Genomic DNA, 17,402 nt, shown 5'->3' on the forward strand with positions numbered 1-17,402 from the left:
TTTAATGATCTTAGTTTGCGATATACGCTTCCGATCAATGCTTCGCTTGTTCAATTCCTTTGCGCAGCGCGTTCCACGCGAGCGTGGCGCACTTGATCCGTGCGGGGAATTTGTTAACGCCTGACAAAGCCTCAAGATCCTCGTACTCGAATTCGACAGGCTCGCCCTTCATCATACCGGAAAAATTGTCAGCCATCTGCAGCGCTTCTTCCAGTGTCTTGCCCTTCACGGCATCCGTCATCATCGAGGCGGAAGACAAGCTGATCGAGCAGCCGTCGCCTAGAAATTTTGCGGCTTTGACCTTACCTTCTTCGATTTGCATTTGCAGCTGAATTTTGTCGCCGCACGTCGGGTTGTTCAGATCGATGCTGACCGACTCGCCTTCGAAGCTGCCGCGGTTACGCGGGTTTTTATAATGATCCATGATGACGCGGCGGTATAAATCATCCAATTGCATGACCGAAGTACTCCTTTGTTTTGATGAGGGAAGCGATCAAACGGTCAATATCCGCTTCGTTGTTGTATAAGTAAAAGCTGGCGCGAGCCGTTGCCGTCACGTTCAACCAGCGCATCAGAGGCTGGCAGCAGTGGTGGCCGGCGCGAACGGCAATGCCGTCGGCGTCAAGCACCGTAGCCACATCGTGCGGATGCACGTCGTCGAGATTGAACGTAATGAGACCGACACGGTTCGTTTGCGGACCGTAGACGGTCAATCCGTCTACTTCCAGCATACGCTCCATTGCATAAGCGGTCAAATGTTTCTCGTGCCGTTCAATTTCATCGAGACCGATGCTTTCGAGGAAATCGATCGCGGCCGCGAGTCCGACGGCGCCGGCAATAATCGGCGTACCGCCTTCGAACTTCCACGGCAGCTCCTTCCACGTCGAGTCGAACAACCCGACATGATCGATCATTTCGCCGCCGAATTCGACCGGCTCCATCTCCTGGAGCAGTTCCTTCTTGCCGTACATGGCTCCGAAGCCTGTCGGTCCGCACATCTTATGCGAGGAGAAGGCGTAGAAATCGCAATCCAGATCCTGCACGTCGACCTTCTTGTGCGGCGTACTTTGGGCACCGTCGACGAGAATTTTGGCGCCATGACGGTGGGCGATCGCGGCAACTTCCTTCACCGGATTCACTACACCGAGCACGTTGGAGACGTACGTAATCGAGACGAACTTCGTTTTCTCGGTAATCGTCTTCTCCACATCCGCCAAATGAATGGTGCCGTCCTGCTGCAGCGGCATATATTTCAGCGAGGCGCCGGTCGCTTTCGCGACCTGCTGCCACGGGATGAGATTGCTGTGATGCTCCATCGGGGTAATGACAATTTCGTCTCCCGGTCCGCATACCGCTTTCGCATAGCTCGATGCCGCCAGATTGATCGCCGTCGTTGTACCCCGCGTGAAGATGATTTCTTCCGCAGAACGGGCGTTCAAGAAACGCCGGACCTTCTCGCGAGCGCCCTCATAGGCGTCCGTTGCTCTTGAACCGAGGGTGTGTACGCCGCGATGCACGTTGGCGTTGTCCCACTCGTAATATTTTTTCACGGCTTCGATGACGGATACCGGCTTCTGCGACGTCGCCGCAGAATCCAGATACACGAGCGGATGGCCGTTAATTTCTTGGTTCAAGATGGGAAACTGACTCCGGATCTCCGTGTTCATTGTCCCAACTTCCTTTCGACGAGTTGTTGCAGCTGCGAGCGGATTTGCTCCAGCGGAATTTCGGTAACGACCGGATCCAAAAATCCGTAGATGATAAGGCGCTGCGCTTCTTCGCGTGAAATACCGCGGGACATCAGGTAGTACACTTGCTCCGGATTTACTTGTCCGACGGATGCCGCATGGCCTGCCGTTACATCATCTTCGTCGATCAGCAGGATCGGATTCGCGTCGCCGCGGGATTTAGGGCTGAGCATCAGCACTTTCTCCGTTTGCTCGCCGTTCGCTTTGGTCGCGCCGTGTTCGATCTTCGTGATGCCGTTGATGATCGCCGTCGCTTCGTCGCGCATGACCGCACGGGTAATCATGTTACTGTCGGAGCTTTTGCCGAAATGAACGGCGCGTGTCGTCACGTTCAGCTTCTGATCGTTCGTGCCGACACAGATTACTTTGGCGTCCGAGTTCGAGCCGTTTCCTTTCAGAATCGACGTCGTATCGGATATTGCATTGCCGTAATGCATCTCCCCGACGATCCATTCGATTTGCGCATCGTTCTCCAGCAGCGCGCGGCGGTAAGTCAGATCCGTGACGGACTCGTTCAAGTTATGAACCGAAGCAAAGGTTACTTTCGCGCCCGGCTTCGCGACAATTTCCACAACGCCGTTCTGCACAAGACCGTTCAGGCTGCCTTCGGATACGAAGTTGTCCACGTAAGTAACGGAAGCATGCTGCTCGGCAACGATCAGCACGTGCGGCGAGAAGCTCGCTTCGCCGTCGTCTGTCAGGAACAAAGCCTGCACCGGAACGTCGACTGCAACGTTCTTCGGCACGTACAGGAATACGCCGCCGCTCCAAAGCGCCGCATGCAGCGCCGTCAAACGGTTCTCCTCCTTGCCGACTACGCTCATAAAATGCGATTTCACCAGATCGCCGTGCGTCTCCAGCGCTTCCTCCAGACTGGAGAAAATAACGCCCTGCTGCTTAAGCGTGTCCGACAGACGGCTGTAAACGACGCCGGAATTGCGCTGTATAATCAGGTTGTCCTGCGTGCCTTCGCCGCCGACGGACAGCAGAGACTTGGCGGATTCCGGAAGCGCCTCAAGCGTTGCCAACGCATCCGGCTTTTTATAAGTGCCGAAGGAAGTCAAATTCCAACGGTCGATTCTTGTTTTTTCCAATACGGGCCAATCGAGCGTTCCTGCGAGTTCAAGCGCCTGTTCACGCAAAGACGTCATCCATTCGGGTTCTTTCCGTGCTTTGGACTGCTCCACCAAGCTTACGCGGTCGATCGGAAGAGTTTGTGTGCTCATCAGTTAATTTCCTCCTGTCCCTCCCGGGTCGCTTATTGGTATTTCGGAGCCGTCGTATTCATCGGGATTTTGAACTCTTCTTCAGTACCCCCGACGGTTTCGTCGACGATTCCGAGCTCTTCCTTCACCCAGTCATAGCCTTCGTTCTCAAGACGTTCTGCGAGCTCAGGACCCCCGGATTTCACGATGCGGCCTTGCATCATCACGTGGACAAAGTCCGGTTTAATGTAGTTCAAGAGACGTTGGTAGTGCGTGATGATCAAGAAGCCGCGATCTTCGGAACGCATAGCGTTTACACCGTTTGCTACGATGCGCAGGGCGTCGATGTCAAGGCCGGAGTCGATCTCGTCAAGAATGACGATTCTCGGGTCGAGCATCAGCATTTGCAAAATTTCATTGCGCTTTTTCTCCCCGCCGGAGAAGCCTTCGTTCAGGTAGCGGTGCATGAACTCAGGGTTCATTTCCAGTTCCTTCATCTTGCCTTCCATCAGACGGATAAATTTAATCAGCGAAATTTCGCTGCCTTCCTCACGGCGTGCATTGATCGCGCTGCGCAGGAAGTCGGCGTTCGTGACACCGGTAATTTCGCTCGGATACTGCATCGCCAGGAACAAGCCCGCGCGCGCTCTTTCGTCGGTCGCCATTTCCAGCACGTCTTCGCCGTCAAGCACGACCGAGCCTGCGGTCACCTCGTATTTCGGATGACCCATCAGCGTGGATGCCAGCGTACTTTTACCCGTACCGTTCGGACCCATAATGGCGTGAACTTCGCCGCCTTTAATTTCAAGGCTGAGGCCCTTCAAAATTTCTTTGCCTTCAATTGCCGCTTTCAAGCCCTCTATTTGAAAATGAGGAGAATTTGCCATGTGTAGTTGCCTCCGTGCTTCCCTGTATTTTTTGGAATTGTTTTCTCTTTAGAATCATTCTAAACTGATTCTCAATGATTCTCAATCATAATATACTATTAAATCTTACCATTTGGAATCAATAAATACCTAGACGCGCGATTTTTGGCGTAAATTCTTTGTTTTTAGCCGTTTAACGCCGTTTTCACTTCGTCGACCCGTTTGGCGAACGCCTCATCGCTTAATACGGGCGTACGCGCCGCCGCATGCAGCCGCTCGGCAGGCAGCCCGATCCACGACTTGCATCCGTTATATTCGGGTAAAATCGGCACCCGAACCGGCTCGTCCAACGTATGTACCCGCAGCAGCATGACATGCAGCGGCTTCGTCCGCTTCCACTTCAGCCGTTCTTCCGCGAACCTGTCTGTCCAAATATGAAACGATCTCAGCTTGTCCAGCTGTTCTTGCGAGTCGATAAGGATGTCCTCGGCCAGTTCGGCATAACAACGGACCGTCAGCTCGGACTGTTCCCGGTTCCAGGCCGAAGCTAACGCTTCGACGCGCGGCGCGTACGGCGGCTTCACCAGCTCCTGCCGCTGGTGCTCGTAGGTCGGATAAAGATAGAAACTGTCGCTCTCTACTTCGAAGTCCCTCGTCTCTTCACGAATGCCTCCCTTGCGCATGATCAGGATTTGCTTTCCTTGTTCCAACGCTTCTACGGCTACAGCCCATTCCTTCAATCCGATGACTTCGCTCAAGGTCGCTTCCCCCCCCTCACCTGTCAGTTAACCATTCTGATATTATAGTTTTTTAACCAAAACAATGCAATTCCGAACCGGCATAAAATCGATCTCATTAATTGATGCTAATAGGGCTACATCATTACGAGATGCAAGGAGGGTGAAGGACCATGCGCGAAGGTCTTATTCCAGCAGTATTAGGCACGGCTGTCACGGCGTCCGGCGCCGCTCTTCGCAACAAGTATCCGATGGCTGCCGCTGCAGTCTTCGGCTTCGGTCTCGCTCACGTTGTGCTTGGCGCGATCGATTTGGTGGAGCATCGCAACAGATCGTCCTTCTAGGACGATGCGCGGCCCGAACGCCGCCAAGCGGAAAAGGGAAGGCGTTCGCCCTCCCTTTCCTGCCTGTTTATTACGGGTTTGATTCCATACATACATCCGCTACTTATTCGTTATACGCTCCAGCTGCTGCAGGTTCGCTTTCATAGGATTGGCGCCGGAATCCATCGACGGATCGTCGCGCAAAGCCGCGGCAAACCCCAGCGCCGTCAGGACCGCGAGCGAAGCTAACGCAAGCAGCGCTCTTTGCAGCATCTTAATCACATCCATCGACCTCCGGAATAAGAGCCAGAAATGAACTTTTGTAAGTATCAGTTTGATAAACAAGCGTTACGGGAGGATTACCGCGGTGTGAATTTTTTGTTAAAACGCCGGACCTGCTTGGCCTCGCCCCGTTTTCCGCTATTCCAACCGACATCAAATTGCTTTATACTGATACAATGAAAAGTTTTTCTAGTGTAAAAGGAGGAATTCATCTCATGCCCGGTTATCATGCACTTTCCGAAGCCCAAGCCATTGAATACGCCCGCTCCATACCTGACTTGTTCTCCAAGAACAGCGAGTTGGTCTGCCGGGAAATCGGCGACGGCAACTTAAATTTAGTGTTTCATATTTCTGAACCAGCTTCCGGTAAAAGCATTATTCTCAAGCAGGCGCTACCTTATGCAAAGGTCGTAGGCGAATCTTGGCCGCTGACCCTCGACCGCGCCCGGATCGAGAGCGAAGCGCTTATCATTCAGGGCAAGCTGTGCCCGGACCTGGTTCCGCACGTATATGCGTATGAGCCGGATTTGGCGCTGACCGTCATGCAGGATTTGAGCGACCACGTCATTATGCGCAAAGGCTTGATGGACGGCAATCGGTATCCGCTTTTCGCCGGACATATCGCGACTTTCCTGGCGCATACGCTTTTTTACACGTCCGATCTCGGGATGAACCAGCAGCAGAAGAAAGAACAGGTGAAGCGGTTCATCAACCCGGAGCTTTGCAAAATTACGGAAGATTTGATCTTCGACGATCCGTATACCGATTCGCCGAATAATAACGTGCCCCCGGCGATCCGCGACGCGGTCGAAGCCGTTTGGAAGGATCAGGCCTTACACTTGGAGGTTGCTATATTGCGCGGGAAATTTTTAACCCATGCGCAATCGCTGCTGCACGGCGATTTACATACCGGCAGCATCTTCATTAAAGCGGACTCGACGAAAGTGATCGACCCGGAATTCGCCTATTATGGACCTATGGGCTTCGATATCGGCGCCGTTCTCGCCAACCTGCTGCTCAACTTCGCCTCTCAGGAAGGCTGGAGCGCAGACGCCGACTCCCGTAAATCGTACCGCGCTTACTTGACGCAAACCATTCGCGACATCTGGACCAAGTTCGAAGCGGAATTCCGTTCGCTTTGGAACGAGCATGGCGTCGACCGCGTGTCGAAGACGGCCGGCTATCAGGATTGGTACATGAAGGAAGTGCTCCGCGATACGTTCGGGTTTACCGGCAGCAAGATGGTGCGCCGCGTGCACGGTCTGGCCCAGGTGGCCGACATCAATAAGCTGGAGGACGAAGCTGCGAAAGAACGCGCCCAGCGCATCGCGCTGGCGATCGGAACTTCGCTGATCAAGTTTAACCGGCAGGCGGATTCGATCGAGCAGTTGATCGAAATCGCGGATAAGGCCGTCCATTAATAAAATCGGAGTTATAAGGGCCTGCCGGGCCATGAGCCCAAGCGGTTCGGTACGTCACAAAGCGCAAGATCCGTTTGCGGATGCTTGGGCATAAGTAAAAAGCAGCGACGGATCGCCCAAGTGTTGCGGGGATAGGTGCAGCACTTGGGCGTCCGTCTAAGCGGGAAGTTTGCATACCCGTTTGCATACCAAAGTACGCGCGTAAGGTGAGCGATCACCCGGTAAGGAGAGAATGGACGATGACGACACAACAAACACCTGCGGCCGATTGGCTGCAATCGGTTCGCTGGAACTCGCTGGAGGACCGGCTCGATCTGCTCGATCAAAGGCTGCTGCCCGATGAGATCGTATATTTGGAGCTGACGACGGCGAAGCAAGTATGGGATGCGATTAAGCAGCTCGCCGTACGGGGCGCGCCTGCCATCGGCATCGCGGCCGCATTCGGGGTATACCTGGGCGTCCGGTCGTTCGACGGCAGCCGCGAAGCGTTACTGGCGGAAGTCGGCCGCCAATGCGATTATTTGGCGACGAGCCGTCCGACGGCAGTCAATTTGTTCTGGGCGCTGGACCGGATGCGGGCGCGGGCGGAAGCGCTGTTAGGCGCATCCGGCGAGGGCGTGGAGACGGAGGCGGCCAAGCGCGCGCTTCTGGACGAGGCCGCTGCGATCCAGGCCGAGGATGAGGAAACGTGCCGCCTGATCGGCGAGCACGCGCTTGAGTTGTTCGAGGACGGCATGGGCGTCCTCACGCACTGCAACGCAGGAGGCCTCGCCACGGCGCGGTACGGCACGGCGCTGGCGCCGATGTACCTTGCCAAGGAGAAAGGCATCGCGCTGAAGGTGTTCGCCGACGAAACGCGTCCGGTACTGCAGGGCGCACGTTTAACGGCGTTCGAGCTGCAGCAGGCCGGCGTCGACGTGACGCTGATCTGCGACAACATGGCCGGCGCCGTGATGGCTAAAGGCTGGGTGCAGGCCGTTATCGTAGGCACAGACCGCGTCGCCGCGAACGGCGATGTGGCCAACAAGATCGGCACATACAGCGTTGCGGTGCTCGCCAAAGCGCACGGTATCCCGTTCTATGTCGCCTGCCCGATGTCGACCATTGATCTGAACACGCCGAGCGGCGCAGACATTCCGATCGAGGAACGGCACGAAGACGAAATTACGCAAGGCTTCGGCAAACGAACCGCTCCGGTCGGCGTCAAAGTGTACAACCCCGCGTTCGACGTGACGCCGAACGAGTACGTGACCGCGATTATTACGGAAAAAGGCGTCGTTCGCGCACCGTATGGCGAGAACCTGAAAAAGCTGTTTACCTGACTGAAAGTGTCGAGCTTACGGACCTGGCAGACCTAGTAAAGCTTGGGCTCGCGACCGGCGGGCCTCTCGCTCCCTGCGAAAACAGCGGAACTCTAGCAGCCGATTCTTGTGATTAGCCATCCGCTATTGTATCCTTTGTAACCATGCATAAGGTCGCTGCTTTCCTCGCGGAATGGCAGCGGCCTTTTTAATTATCTCTCCTCCAAAGGCGGCCCCGCCTTCATAGGAGAGGATGCCGCGGAAATCGGTAAAGTCAATGGAAGAAGCTGTTGTAAAGCGATCCTGTTTGGGATATGATAAGTATGAATATGAAAAATATTTTCTTAAATATATGACGTTTTAAGTAAAATTTTTTAATATATGAATACAGGGTGATCCTATGTCCGGCATTTTACAAGCGATACGCGAAAGTCAGGGGCAGATGAACCGCAAGGAGCAGGAGCTTGCGCAATATGTGCTGGAGCACCCGCATGAGGCGGTCCAATCCAGCATAACCGAGCTTGCCGACCGTTCGGGAACGAGCACGGCAACGGTTTCGCGCTTTTGCCGCAATCTGATGTTCAAAGGGCTCAGCGACTTTCGCATGAAGCTGGGCGCAGAACTCGCGGTAACGCCCACCCATTCGACGTACCAAGATATCGTGGCGGGCAATTCGCTGCACAGCATCGTTCAGGCGATCGAGATGAACCATATCCGCTCCATCTCGGATACGACGCGCCAGCTCGATCTTCAGGCGGTGCAGCAAGCGGTCGACGCGCTCCGGGCGGCGAAACGAATCGATCTGTACGGTGTGGCCACCTCCGGCATCGTCGCGCTCGATTTTCAGCAGAAGCTTGTCCGCATAGGGATCATGGCGCACTACTGGCCGGACTCCCACATGCAAATAACGTCCGCCTCCAGCTTGGAGGAAGGCGACGTAGCGGTCGCCATCTCGTATTCCGGCGATACCGTGGAGACGTACGATGCGCTGTTATGCGCCAAAGAACGCGGCGCCGTCACCCTCTCGCTGACGAAGTTCGGCTCCAACCGGATTTCGCAAGCCGCCGATATCCGGCTATTCGCCTCCTCCTTAGAGGAGGGCATGCGCCGCGGCGATATGGCGTCGCGCATCGCGCAGCTGCATGTGGTCGATATTTTATTCACGGCGCTCGTCAGCGAAGACTTCGACGACTATGTGCCCCAGCTTGAACAATCGTTCCAGCAAGTGAAAAAATACCGGAAAGAAAAAGGGAGATGAGCTTATGAATATCATAAAGTTCGAAACCCAGGAAGCGTTAAACGAAGCCGGCTCCGGTATCATCGTCAGCCTGCTGCAAACGAATCCGCGCGCCAAGCTGGGACTTGCGACAGGCGGTACACCCGTGGGCATCTATAAGAAGCTTGTGAGTGCCTGCAAGCAAGGCACCGTCAGCTTCGGCAAGGCGTCTTCGTTCAACCTCGACGAATATGTCGGTCTCGACCGGAACCATGCGGCAAGCTACTACGCATTCATGCAGGAGCAGCTGCTCGCGCACGTGGATATCGCCCCCGAACGGTGCCATATCCCGAACGGAATGGCCGCCGACCTCGAGGCCGAATGCCTCCGGTACGAAACGCTTCTGGAGCAGGTCGGACAGATCGACCTGCAATTGCTCGGGCTCGGGCACAACGGGCACATCGGCTTCAACGAGCCGGACGGCGCACTTATTCGCGGCACGCATGTGGTCGAGCTGCGCGAGCAGACGCGTGCGGCCAACGCCCGCTTCTTCGATACCCCGGAGCAAGTGCCGACGAAGGCGATTACGATGGGGGTCGGCACCATTTTGAAAGCGAAAATGATTCTGCTCGTTGTTCGCGGCAAAGATAAGGCGGAAATCGTCAAACAAGCCCTGCAAGGTCCGATTACGACGGAATGTCCGGCTTCGCTGCTGCAAACTCATCCGAATGTGGTCGTTCTGTTGGATGCGGAAGCGGGGAGCTTATTATCATGAAAAGCGCAAATTGGAGTACGCTTATCGTTAACGCCCAGGTCGTCAAGGAGAACGAGACGATCCGCGACGGATACGTGGCGATTAACGGCGAAGGACGGATCGCCGCCGCCGGGTCGATGGACGGCTTGGATGAACGGCAGGCGAACACAGCCCTGCAGCGCGTCGATGCGGCAGGCAGCTGGCTGCTGCCCGGCTTTATCGACGTTCATGTGCATGGCGGGTACGGGTACGATTTCATGGAGGCGACGAAAGAAGCGATCGACGGCATTACGAAGTTTCATAACAGCCAAGGCACAACGACGCTTCTCGCCACGACCGTTACCCAATCGCGCGAAGCGATCGAAGCCGTGCTGCGAGCCGCAGACGCCTACAGGAAGGCCGGTTCCCCTTATGCGCGATTGGGCGGCGTTCATCTGGAAGGACCGTTCATCAGCCCCAAATGGCCCGGCGCGCAAAACCCGAGCTTCATCGTCGATCCGCAAGCCGACTGGCTCGATGCCTGGACGGAGGAATTCCCGGGTCTGATCCGGATGATGACGCTGGCCCCGGAGCGCGAGAACGCGCTTCCGCTTATTCGGCGCTTGACGGATCAAGGCATCGTGGCCTCCGCAGGACACACCGATGCAACCTATGATCAAATGGTGGAAGCGACGCGTTACGGTCTGCGCCACGCCGTTCATACGTTTAACGCCATGACCGGACTCCACCATCGCAATCCCGGCGTTGTCGGCGCCGTACTGACCGAAGAGGTCATCAACGCCGAAGTGATCGCAGACGGGCATCATGTCCACCCGGCCGCCATTAAACTGTTGACGCTGGCGAAACGGAAGGACAACCTGCTGCTCATTACGGATGCGATGTCGGCCGCAGGTCTCGGCAGCGGCGAATACGACCTCGGCGGCCTTCCGGTCATCGTGGATGACGGCGTCGCCCGGTTGAAAGCAGGCAACACCCTGGCCGGCAGCACGCTGACCATGATCCAGGCGCTGCGCTTCATGGTCGAGCGGGTCGGCCTGAGCGTCGAGGAAGCGAGCAGGCTGGCCAGCCACAATCCGGCCAAAGCGATCGGCTGTCTGGAGCAAACCGGGACGATCTCCGAAGGCAAGCTGGCCGATTTGCTGCTGGTATCGCCGCAGCTGCAAATCGGGCGCGTCTGGGTCGAAGGCCATGCGACAACGAGCGAATAATTAGTGCGGCCGGCTTTGGGGCCATGCTGCGGTTACAGCCATAAAACGTGCGGATTTTTGATTTTTCCCGGACGTTTTTTTGGGGCTGTCATGAAAGCAATGCGCACCGCTTGATGCGGCAACAAAAAAACCGGCCGTCTCGCTGCAAGCGAAACGCCGGATCGCACTCGGTCATCACAGGACCCCCTTAATTTTCACGAAACTGCTGGGTGATGATATAGTATCTCAGCTTATTCAAGTCGGACGGCGAAATCGCGTGAATCTCCGCGCCGTAACGAATCGTACGCTCTTGAATATGTGCGTATCGAACGATGATTTTCGGGTGAATCGCCTCGTCGTCGCAGATGATCATAGTGTCGTACACATGGTTCATTTTAACCGAAAAATCGTTGACCTCGAAACCGAATCCCAAGCGGCTTAGCGAGCAGTAACGAACCGCCGTCGTTTTGAAATCGTCGTTGATCGTGCCGTAGGTGTTCAGTTTATAGCTGGAGAAGGATACATCTTCATCCCGGTACATATCGTAGTTGGTATCGCGCTGGGCTTGGATCTTGAACACTTCCGAATCGGCCGGAACCAGGACCAGCTTGCTCCGGGATACCTGCAGCACACGCATCTGCACGCGCTCTTGAAAATTGAAACAGATCACCGAATCTCCGCCGCTAATCGTCGAAGGCTCCTCGAAGGAGACTTCCATCAAATCCGATCCTGCGTAAGAAACGCATCCGTTGTAAACTTTACCTTTGTGGAGAAGCTGCATAACTTTCATTCCTGTCACCCTCCTTGCTTGATACTTATACTATAACCGGGATTCTTTCAGAAAGTTTCAGTCAAATATTAGGAGTTTATTAGATTAGGAGAAATTGAAGAAAAGTGTCTGTCGAATGCCGTCGAATAATCTTCAATCCTCCTGTCTCCTCTCCTTTATTTGTCTTCACTACGGCTCCGTCTCCTAAGTGTGCAACAAAAAAAGACCGTTATCTACGGTCTTTGGAAGCTATGACAGGTGTGAGAGTGCGATAGGTCCCGGGCCTTTGGCCGCGCATGACGATCGGCCTATACGAGCGGATGAAAGAGGCGCAGCCCGAACCGCGTATGCACGCACGTACGCCGAAACGCGTTCGCCTGCACGCAGCATCTGACGGAAACCGGGGTTATTTGATGATGACCGCATAGACGTTGCCGGGCCCGTGAATGCCAATCGTCAGATCGTTCTCGATATCGGCGCTGCGGCTCGGACCGGTAATCAGGTTGATCGAGGAGGCGTACTGTTCCGGCGTCTCGGTTCCTCTGCTCAGGTGCGCGAACGCTTCGCCCATCCGCGTGACGAGCTGGTCGGCGCGGAACACCGCGAACAGAGTGCTCGTCAGCAGGCTGACCGAACGGCCGCGGTGCGGCGAGCATTGCAGCACAAGCGTAGCCGTGCCCGCGACGGCGTAATCCGGCCAGACGACGCCGAGCTCGCAGCGCTCCGTACGGCGAAGCAGCGCGCTTCGCCGCGCCCAGCCCGGGCCAACGGCGCTCGCCGCTGCAGCCGGGTCCGGCGCCAGCGGCGAGCCCTCCCCGATCGGCCGCCACGGCACGACCGGGATGCCGTCCGCCGCCAGCGTTTCGTCGAGCCCGAGCGCCTTCAGCCCTTCGTGCTCCCAGCGGGATACGCCGGTGACGCCGAGCTCGGCCGCGATCTCGCGCAGCCATTCGCCGATCTTCGCGCGGGCCTCCGCTTCCTCGACGACGAGCACTTTGCCCGTCAACGCGGTCCAATTGCGGCTGAACGCTTCAATCTTTTCCTCCGTCGTCCAAGCGATCTCTTTATAAAAATCCGGCACGCCGCGATTCGGGTGCGCCGGCGGCTGCGTCGGGACGGCTTGCCGCCCGAGTCCCGATGAGAGCTTCGCCATGAACGCTTCCCGGCCTCGTATCGTTCCTTTAGTCATGCTGCCGCCCTCCTTGCGGTGGCTGCTCTTGATTGGCAAGCGCATCCGCCTCATTCGCTGCGGTCGCGGCCTTCGCCGGCTGCCGCTTCAGCTCCCGCTGCAGCTCGCTCCAGCGATCCCGGAACGGGCGTTCCGCCAGCATCGGGAAGTGGCGCGACTGCGTCCATCCCGCCGCCGGTCCCGGCGCCTTCTTGAGGTAGCCCCGCTTCGCGAAAGGCTTCAGCGCGTAATACGCGGACCGGGCCGCCAGCTTATACAGCTTCACATGGCCGAACGCCGTTTGGAACGTCTTGAACGCAATCCGCTCGGCCAGAGGCGTGAAGCCCTGCTTCACTTTGCGGGCACGCAGCTGGACGAGCATGTCGTGCAGCGGTATTTTCACCGGACAAGCCTCGTAACAGGCGCCGCACAAGCTGGACGCATACGCCAACTGCCCGGCCTCCTTCATATCCTGCTGCAGCAGCGGCGTCAGCACGGCGCCGATCGGGCCGCTGTATACGCTGCCGTAGGTATGGCCGCCCACATGGCGGTAGACCGGGCAGGCATTCAAGCAGGCGGCGCAGCGGATGCAGTGCAGCACTTCTTGAAATACCGGATCGCCAAGCTGTGCGGAGCGTCCGTTGTCGAGAATGATCAGATGCAGCTCCTCCGGTCCGTCGAGCTCCCCTTCGCGGCGCGGCCCCGTAATCATCGACGTGTAGGTCGTCAGCTTCTGACCGGTGGCGCTGCGCGCCAGCAGGTTCAGCATGACCTCCAAATCGTCGTACGTCGGCACGAGCCGTTCCATCCCCATGATCACGACGTGGCATGGGGGCACCGTTGAGACCATACGCCCGTTGCCTTCGTTCGAAACAAGCGTAATCGCCCCGGATTCCGCCACGCCGAAATTACAGCCGGTCAACCCGATGTCCGCTTCAAGGAAATAGTTGCGCAAGCGTCCGCGTGCGTACCCCGCCAGCACTTTCGTATCGGGCGCGAACTTCTCGCCCGCTTCATTCGAGAACAAGTCCGCGATTTGCTGCTTGTTCTTATGTATAGCCGGTATGATCAGATGCGACGGCGTTTCTTGGGCCAGCTGAAGGATGTATTCGCCGAGGTCGGTTTCGATCGCTTCAATGCCCTGCTCCTCCAGCCGATGGTTCAGGCGGATTTCCTCGGACACCATCGACTTGCCCTTCGCCACCAGCTTGGCGTCCCGCTTCTTGGCGATCTCGAGGAAGGTTTGCACCGCTTCCTCGCCGGTTGAGCAGAAATAGACGTTGCCGCCGGCCTTAGCCACGTTATCGGAGAATTGCGTCAAGTAATAGTCCAGGTTCTCGACGACATGCTTGCGGATCTCTCTGCCGCGTTCGCGCCATGCCTCCCAGCTGCCGAACTCGTCCGTCGCCTGCAGCTTCCCGGTCTTCAACTTGTCCGTCGTGAACGAGACGGCTTTGCGCAGAAACTCGTTGGCAAGCGCTTCTTCGGTTCTCCGCTTCAGCCCCGTGCCGATCAATTGTTTGTCAGTTTCGGCTTTTAGACTCACTGCGCTTCACTCCTTCTTCGAGCACCTGGGCCAAATGCATGACGCGCACCGGCTTGTTCTCTTTATTCAACCGGCCGTCGATATTCATCAGACAACCCATATCCGAGCCGATCAGCACATTCGCGCCCGTCGAGCATACATGGCCGGCCTTCTCGCACACCATCGCTTCCGAGATATCGGCCATCTTCACGGAGAACGTACCGCCGAAGCCGCAGCAGTCTTCCTTCTTCGGCAGGTCGATCAGCTCAAGTCCCTTCACGTTGCGCAGCAGCTCGCCCGGCTCCTCGCGAACGCCAAGCAAGCGGGTCGCATGACAGGACGGATGGTAGGTCGCTTTCACCGGCAGTTCCGCGCCTAAATCCTTCACGCCCAGCACATTCACGAGAAATTGCGAAAATTCGTACGTTTTCCCGATGAGCGCTTCCGCCTTCGCCTGCCAAACCGGCTCCTTCTCGAACAATTGCGGATAATAATGGTGAACCATGCCGGTGCAGGAGCCCGAAGGGGAGACCACATAGTCGCTGTGCTCGAAGGCGCGAATGAATTGGCGGGCGACCTCTCGGGCTTCGTCCTGATAGCCGCTGTTATAGGCGGGCTGTCCGCAGCATGTCTGCGCTTCCGGAAAATCTACCTCACAGCCGTAACGGTGCAGCAGACGAACGACGCTCTCGCCCACCTCGGGGTAGAGCTGATCCGCCAAACACGTAATAAATAGCGAAACGCGCATCGCATAGTCCCATCCTTTTCGAGTGAACTCGCCGTACACTTATCAGGTTATCAGATAAGTTGGTTTTTGAGAAGGCCGCGTTCCTCCATTTCGCAACTTTTGTCCATCAATTACCGTCCATGTAAGAGTAATCCAGCAAACGCCGAAGGAGTCCTGTCCATGGGTAACGACTTTTACAAAAGCTGGGCGTTGTTTTTGATCGTCTCCGGCGCCTTTTACACAGCCGAACGGATCGCCGCGAAAGTCGCGGCCTACTTGCCGACGATCGGCCGGAGCGGAGGCTATGATGTCTCGCCGGTCTACCCCCAACTAACCGACAACCTGTTCGTCTGGTTGTTTGGCCTGATCGGCTTTGTTTTGCTCGTCTTCGGCTTTCCGAAACGGAACTCCTAAGAAGGATCGGTCGAACGTACCGATCTTCGCCGGTTTACTTGTTCAAATACGGCACGAGCCCCCGCTCGACATGAAACAAATGGCGGCGCATGGCTTCGCGGGCCTCCTCGGCATCCTGCCTCTTCACCGCTTCATACACAGTTTGATGGTCCCGCCAAAGCTGCTCGGAGACGGCGCGGCTTCCGTACATTTGAAGCCGGCGCGTCTCCCGAATCGCCAGCTGCATCTGCGAAGAGATGGAATCGATCATCCGCACCAGGATCGCATTATGCGTCGCTTCCGCAAGCGCCAGATGAAATTCGATGTCGGACCGTTCCCCCTCCTCTTCATCGCCCAGATGCCGCTCCATGCGCTGCAAAATCGATTCGAACCTGCGCAGGTCGTCCTCCGTCCGCTTCTCCGCCGCCAGCGCCGCATTGGACGTTTCGAGCGCCTTGCGCGCTTCGATCAGATCAAGAACCGTCTCCCGGTTCATGAGCAGCGCATTCCATTCCGGCAGGCCGACATCCTCGGAAGCGATGCTCCGCACGTAACTGCCTTCGCCCTGATGGACTTCGACCAGTCCCATCGCTTTTAAAGCGCTGAGCGCTTCCCGGACCGTCGAACGGCCTACTTGAAAGAGCTCCGACAATTCTTTCGTCGAAGGCAGCTTCTCTCCCGGCTTTAACTGTCCGCCCGTAATTTGCGCTTTAATTTGATCGGCTATGACCTCGTATATTTTTCGCGTCGATATTTTCTGAACGTCCAGTTCCCGCACTCCCCTTCCTTACGGCCTTGCGCTTACCGCGTTCACGCGGGCTTCGAGCCACTGCAGCAAGTCCTCCATGACTTCTTCCCGATTCGTTTCGTTCAGCATCTCATGCCTTCCGTCCGGATACAGCTTATAGCTCACGTCGTGAAGCCCTTGGCTCTGGAGCTCGCGCACCAGCCATAAGAACGATTTCCCCATACCGCCGACAGGATCCCGCTCTCCGGCAAACAAATACACCGGAAGCGATTTCGGAATGCACCGCAGTTGTTCGGGACGATGGGCGTCGAGCAGCCCTTTAATCATATACCGGATACACTCGTTCGTAGCCGCTGCGTTGCAGAGCGGATCTCCGGCATAGGCATCGACCTCCGCCTCGTCCCGGCTTAACCAATCATGCCTGGTGCGGTTCGGGCGAAACGGCAGGTTGTGCTGCCCCGTCGTCAGCCAGTTCAGCAGGCGATTGCGGTGCGTCCCCCCTTGAAGGGCCGAGAACAGTCCGCCAAGTGCGAAACCAAGGCCATGCAGGATGGTTTGCTTCCCTTTCGTCCCCGACAAGACGAAGCCGTCCGCCTTCCCGGGATAACGTTCCATGTACAGCAGCGTCAAAAAAGAACCCATACTGTGCCCGAGCACGTAGACCGGAAGCCCCGGATAATCCAGACGGATACGGTCCGTCAGCTGCACCATCGCCTCGGCCATCCGGTCAAAGCCGTTCGGGCCGATATGCGTAACCCGGTCAGGGGTCCCGGCCGTCAGGCCGTGCCCCCGATGATCGTTCGCATAAACGGCATAGCCCGAGCGGGTCAGCTTATCCGCCAGACGAGCGTATCGCTGTGCCCTTTCCGCCAAACCGTGGGCAATCTGCACAACGGCCTTAACCGGCGCTCCCTCTTCAGGGAGCCAACGATGCACCGTAATCAGCACGCCCTCCGTATCGTTGAATGTAAAGTCGTCACTGATCATCAAGAACCCTCCGCTCTCTACTTCCGTGACTTGCTGACCCCATTA

19 protein-coding genes are annotated in these 17,402 nt (G+C 56.7%); 7 read left to right on the forward strand and 12 right to left on the reverse strand.

Annotation, left to right across the window (positions count from 1 at the left end; genetic code table 11):
* Positions 1 to 34: 34 nt before the first annotated feature.
* The 5 genes from sufU to ACZ439_RS06745 all read right to left on the reverse strand — a co-directional run bounded on the left by sufU (position 35) and on the right by ACZ439_RS06745 (position 4,577).
* Positions 35 to 457: a Fe-S cluster assembly sulfur transfer protein SufU gene (gene sufU / locus ACZ439_RS06725; RefSeq protein ID WP_054797851.1), complete on the reverse strand. Its 423-nt coding sequence runs from the start codon at positions 455 to 457 to the stop codon at positions 35 to 37.
* Positions 444 to 1,667, reverse strand: a complete 1,224-nt coding sequence (locus tag ACZ439_RS06730; protein WP_464620789.1) for a cysteine desulfurase — start codon at positions 1,665 to 1,667, stop codon at positions 444 to 446. Before ACZ439_RS06730 ends, sufU begins: the two co-directional genes overlap by 14 nt.
* Positions 1,664 to 2,974 (reverse strand): Fe-S cluster assembly protein SufD, encoded by a 1,311-nt coding sequence (gene sufD, locus ACZ439_RS06735; RefSeq protein ID WP_464620790.1) that lies wholly within the window; start codon positions 2,972 to 2,974, stop codon positions 1,664 to 1,666. Before sufD ends, ACZ439_RS06730 begins: the two co-directional genes overlap by 4 nt.
* 32 nt (positions 2,975 to 3,006) lie before the next feature.
* Positions 3,007 to 3,840: a Fe-S cluster assembly ATPase SufC gene (sufC, locus tag ACZ439_RS06740; RefSeq protein ID WP_054800154.1), complete on the reverse strand. Its 834-nt coding sequence runs from the start codon at positions 3,838 to 3,840 to the stop codon at positions 3,007 to 3,009.
* A 164-nt stretch (positions 3,841 to 4,004) separates the two neighbouring features.
* Positions 4,005 to 4,577 (reverse strand): DUF1802 family protein, encoded by a 573-nt coding sequence (locus tag ACZ439_RS06745; RefSeq protein ID WP_054797850.1) that lies wholly within the window; start codon positions 4,575 to 4,577, stop codon positions 4,005 to 4,007.
* Between the two features lie 152 nt (positions 4,578 to 4,729).
* On the opposite strand from ACZ439_RS06745, the gene ACZ439_RS06750 reads away from it, so the two are divergent.
* Positions 4,730 to 4,900: a hypothetical protein gene (locus tag ACZ439_RS06750; RefSeq protein WP_054797849.1), complete on the forward strand. Its 171-nt coding sequence runs from the start codon at positions 4,730 to 4,732 to the stop codon at positions 4,898 to 4,900.
* A gap of 99 nt (positions 4,901 to 4,999) precedes the next feature.
* Here ACZ439_RS06750 and ACZ439_RS06755 read toward each other — a convergent pair whose 3' ends face one another.
* On the reverse strand, positions 5,000 to 5,161 hold the full coding sequence (locus ACZ439_RS06755) for a hypothetical protein (protein WP_164751915.1): 162 nt from the start codon (positions 5,159 to 5,161) through the stop codon (positions 5,000 to 5,002).
* 215 nt (positions 5,162 to 5,376) lie between these two features.
* Here ACZ439_RS06755 and mtnK point away from each other — a divergent pair, with 215 nt between their 5' ends.
* From mtnK to nagA, 5 genes are all read left to right on the forward strand, one after another.
* Entirely contained in the window at positions 5,377 to 6,582 is a 1,206-nt protein-coding gene (gene mtnK / locus ACZ439_RS06760; protein WP_141336378.1) for an S-methyl-5-thioribose kinase, read from the forward strand.
* Positions 6,583 to 6,821: 239 nt separating this feature from the next.
* The gene (mtnA, locus tag ACZ439_RS06765; protein WP_127609066.1) at positions 6,822 to 7,904 is read left to right on the forward strand and encodes an S-methyl-5-thioribose-1-phosphate isomerase; all 1,083 of its coding nucleotides are present in this window, start codon (positions 6,822 to 6,824) and stop codon (positions 7,902 to 7,904) included.
* Between the two features lie 379 nt (positions 7,905 to 8,283).
* Entirely contained in the window at positions 8,284 to 9,141 is an 858-nt protein-coding gene (locus ACZ439_RS06770; RefSeq protein ID WP_464620791.1) for a MurR/RpiR family transcriptional regulator, read from the forward strand.
* A gap of 4 nt (positions 9,142 to 9,145) precedes the next feature.
* On the forward strand, positions 9,146 to 9,874 hold the full coding sequence (nagB, locus tag ACZ439_RS06775) for a glucosamine-6-phosphate deaminase (protein ID WP_054797861.1): 729 nt from the start codon (positions 9,146 to 9,148) through the stop codon (positions 9,872 to 9,874).
* On the forward strand, positions 9,871 to 11,061 hold the full coding sequence (gene nagA / locus ACZ439_RS06780) for an N-acetylglucosamine-6-phosphate deacetylase (RefSeq protein WP_054800152.1): 1,191 nt from the start codon (positions 9,871 to 9,873) through the stop codon (positions 11,059 to 11,061). Before nagB ends, nagA begins: the two co-directional genes overlap by 4 nt.
* A gap of 187 nt (positions 11,062 to 11,248) precedes the next feature.
* Here nagA and ACZ439_RS06785 read toward each other — a convergent pair whose 3' ends face one another.
* The 4 genes from ACZ439_RS06785 to ACZ439_RS06800 form a co-directional block, all read right to left on the reverse strand.
* A complete protein-coding gene (locus tag ACZ439_RS06785) occupies positions 11,249 to 11,830 on the reverse strand; it encodes a hypothetical protein (RefSeq protein WP_054797848.1) in 582 nt (193 codons plus the stop codon).
* A gap of 385 nt (positions 11,831 to 12,215) precedes the next feature.
* Positions 12,216 to 12,998: a LutC/YkgG family protein gene (locus tag ACZ439_RS06790; RefSeq protein WP_155615512.1), complete on the reverse strand. Its 783-nt coding sequence runs from the start codon at positions 12,996 to 12,998 to the stop codon at positions 12,216 to 12,218.
* Positions 12,991 to 14,523: a LutB/LldF family L-lactate oxidation iron-sulfur protein gene (locus ACZ439_RS06795; protein ID WP_054797532.1), complete on the reverse strand. Its 1,533-nt coding sequence runs from the start codon at positions 14,521 to 14,523 to the stop codon at positions 12,991 to 12,993. Before ACZ439_RS06795 ends, ACZ439_RS06790 begins: the two co-directional genes overlap by 8 nt.
* Positions 14,501 to 15,250, reverse strand: coding sequence for a (Fe-S)-binding protein (locus tag ACZ439_RS06800; protein WP_054799986.1), 750 nt, complete (start codon positions 15,248 to 15,250; stop codon positions 14,501 to 14,503). Before ACZ439_RS06800 ends, ACZ439_RS06795 begins: the two co-directional genes overlap by 23 nt.
* Positions 15,251 to 15,409: 159 nt before the next feature.
* Here ACZ439_RS06800 and ACZ439_RS06805 point away from each other — a divergent pair, with 159 nt between their 5' ends.
* Positions 15,410 to 15,643 (forward strand): Rossmann-fold NAD(P)-binding domain-containing protein, encoded by a 234-nt coding sequence (locus tag ACZ439_RS06805; protein ID WP_054797533.1) that lies wholly within the window; start codon positions 15,410 to 15,412, stop codon positions 15,641 to 15,643.
* Between the two features lie 34 nt (positions 15,644 to 15,677).
* Here the strand turns inward: ACZ439_RS06805 and ACZ439_RS06810 are convergent, their stop codons facing one another.
* Together ACZ439_RS06810 and ACZ439_RS06815 are read right to left on the reverse strand one after the other, a co-directional pair.
* Entirely contained in the window at positions 15,678 to 16,391 is a 714-nt protein-coding gene (locus ACZ439_RS06810) for a FadR/GntR family transcriptional regulator (RefSeq protein ID WP_054800001.1), read from the reverse strand.
* A gap of 18 nt (positions 16,392 to 16,409) precedes the next feature.
* On the reverse strand, positions 16,410 to 17,357 hold the full coding sequence (locus ACZ439_RS06815; protein ID WP_464620792.1) for an alpha/beta hydrolase: 948 nt from the start codon (positions 17,355 to 17,357) through the stop codon (positions 16,410 to 16,412).
* Between the last annotated feature and the right edge of the window lie 45 nt (positions 17,358 to 17,402).

The organism is Paenibacillus sp. JCM 9796, assembly GCF_055379675.1.

Coding starts and splice junctions, on each gene's coding strand:
- sufU (WP_054797851.1), bottom strand. CDS start 457: ATGCAATTGGATGATTTATACCGCCGCGTCATCATGGATCATTATAAA.
- ACZ439_RS06730 (WP_464620789.1), bottom strand. CDS start 1,667: ATGAACACGGAGATCCGGAGTCAGTTTCCCATCTTGAACCAAGAAATT.
- sufD (WP_464620790.1), bottom strand. CDS start 2,974: ATGAGCACACAAACTCTTCCGATCGACCGCGTAAGCTTGGTGGAGCAG.
- sufC (WP_054800154.1), bottom strand. CDS start 3,840: ATGGCAAATTCTCCTCATTTTCAAATAGAGGGCTTGAAAGCGGCAATT.
- ACZ439_RS06750 (WP_054797849.1), top strand. CDS start 4,730: ATGCGCGAAGGTCTTATTCCAGCAGTATTAGGCACGGCTGTCACGGCG.
- mtnK (WP_141336378.1), top strand. CDS start 5,377: ATGCCCGGTTATCATGCACTTTCCGAAGCCCAAGCCATTGAATACGCC.
- mtnA (WP_127609066.1), top strand. CDS start 6,822: ATGACGACACAACAAACACCTGCGGCCGATTGGCTGCAATCGGTTCGC.
- ACZ439_RS06770 (WP_464620791.1), top strand. CDS start 8,284: ATGTCCGGCATTTTACAAGCGATACGCGAAAGTCAGGGGCAGATGAAC.
- nagB (WP_054797861.1), top strand. CDS start 9,146: ATGAATATCATAAAGTTCGAAACCCAGGAAGCGTTAAACGAAGCCGGC.
- nagA (WP_054800152.1), top strand. CDS start 9,871: ATGAAAAGCGCAAATTGGAGTACGCTTATCGTTAACGCCCAGGTCGTC.
- ACZ439_RS06785 (WP_054797848.1), bottom strand. CDS start 11,830: ATGAAAGTTATGCAGCTTCTCCACAAAGGTAAAGTTTACAACGGATGC.
- ACZ439_RS06790 (WP_155615512.1), bottom strand. CDS start 12,998: ATGACTAAAGGAACGATACGAGGCCGGGAAGCGTTCATGGCGAAGCTC.
- ACZ439_RS06800 (WP_054799986.1), bottom strand. CDS start 15,250: ATGCGCGTTTCGCTATTTATTACGTGTTTGGCGGATCAGCTCTACCCC.
- ACZ439_RS06805 (WP_054797533.1), top strand. CDS start 15,410: ATGGGTAACGACTTTTACAAAAGCTGGGCGTTGTTTTTGATCGTCTCC.
- ACZ439_RS06815 (WP_464620792.1), bottom strand. CDS start 17,357: ATGATCAGTGACGACTTTACATTCAACGATACGGAGGGCGTGCTGATT.